Annotated in this window: 1 pseudogene; it reads right to left on the reverse strand. The window is 60.5% G+C overall.

What is annotated here, in order from left to right:
- Positions 1 to 229: 229 nt before the first annotated feature.
- Positions 230 to 1,061: pseudogene (locus FTV34_RS17660) on the reverse strand (IS91-like element ISVsa3 family transposase); the annotation flags it as partial.

The following is a 1,061-nucleotide window of genomic DNA, read 5'->3' on the forward strand; positions in this document are numbered from 1 at the left end:
AGGAAGAATAAACGCCCTTTTCACCCAAGTCCAACAGCTTTGGACCGCAGTTGACTCTTTCGACACCCCTGCGATGCAACCCAATCCGGCTGACGGGGAGCCAGCAACGCTGAAAATTTACCCTCCTCTTTCCCACTAGCGGCTCCTTTTCCGACAACCAGCACGGCGGATCCCTGCCGCGGCGCTGTGAACGCAGCATTTTGATTGGTATCGTTGGCCTTCAGGCTCGTCAGTCAAACAGACCCAGGAGCAGCTCAGCCGGTGGCGCCCGGCTTTCGGGTAACGCCCTGGTCCCGCTGGTTTCGGCTTTGTGCTTCAGGTGATCAAGGATCTGCTTGATCACTATAGGGTCTTCAATGCAGGCGATGACTTTCATGGCGCCGCCGCAGCCGCTGCAGGTCTCGATGTCGATATTGAAAACACGCTTGAGCCGTTGCGCCCATGTCATCGACGCTCGCCGTTGTGCTGGTGTTGCCGGTTCATCAGCCACCCTGACCTTGTTGCCCCTGCCCCGTTTTGCCGGCGTGACCAACGCCCGGTGCCGACTGTTGGGTGCGAACACCCCGTGGAAGCGGGTTAGGTTGACTCTGGGCTTCGGTACCAGGGCGGCCAGCCTTGCAATGAAATCCAATGGTTCGAAAATGACGTGCGTGGTGCCGTCCCGGTACGGCGTCTTGAGCTGGTAGCGCACGTTGCCGCCTCGTGTTAACGACAGCCGCTTCTCGGATACCGCCGGGCGGCTGATGTACCGGCACAGCCGTTCGAGCTTCTTGCGTTCATCGGCCCTGGCCGCCACGCCGGCGTGCAGGCTGGACCCGGCTACCTTGCCAATCCCGTCACCGAACGGATCACCACTGGTCGGCAGAGTTTGCAAAGTGAACACCTTTCGCCCCGCCTGTGAACCGACAGCGATACGGTAAGTGATCGAGTGCCCCAGCAGGGGTGTCATCGGGTCGTCATCCACCGCATCCGAGGCCAGATAGCTGTTTTCGACATCCCGTTCCAGCAGGCCTTGCCGTTCCAGATAGCGACCCACCCGGTGGGCGATGGTGTGCGTCAGC

The organism is Acinetobacter sp. YH16038 (assembly GCF_013417275.1).
Taxonomy (GTDB): domain Bacteria; phylum Pseudomonadota; class Gammaproteobacteria; order Pseudomonadales; family Moraxellaceae; genus Acinetobacter.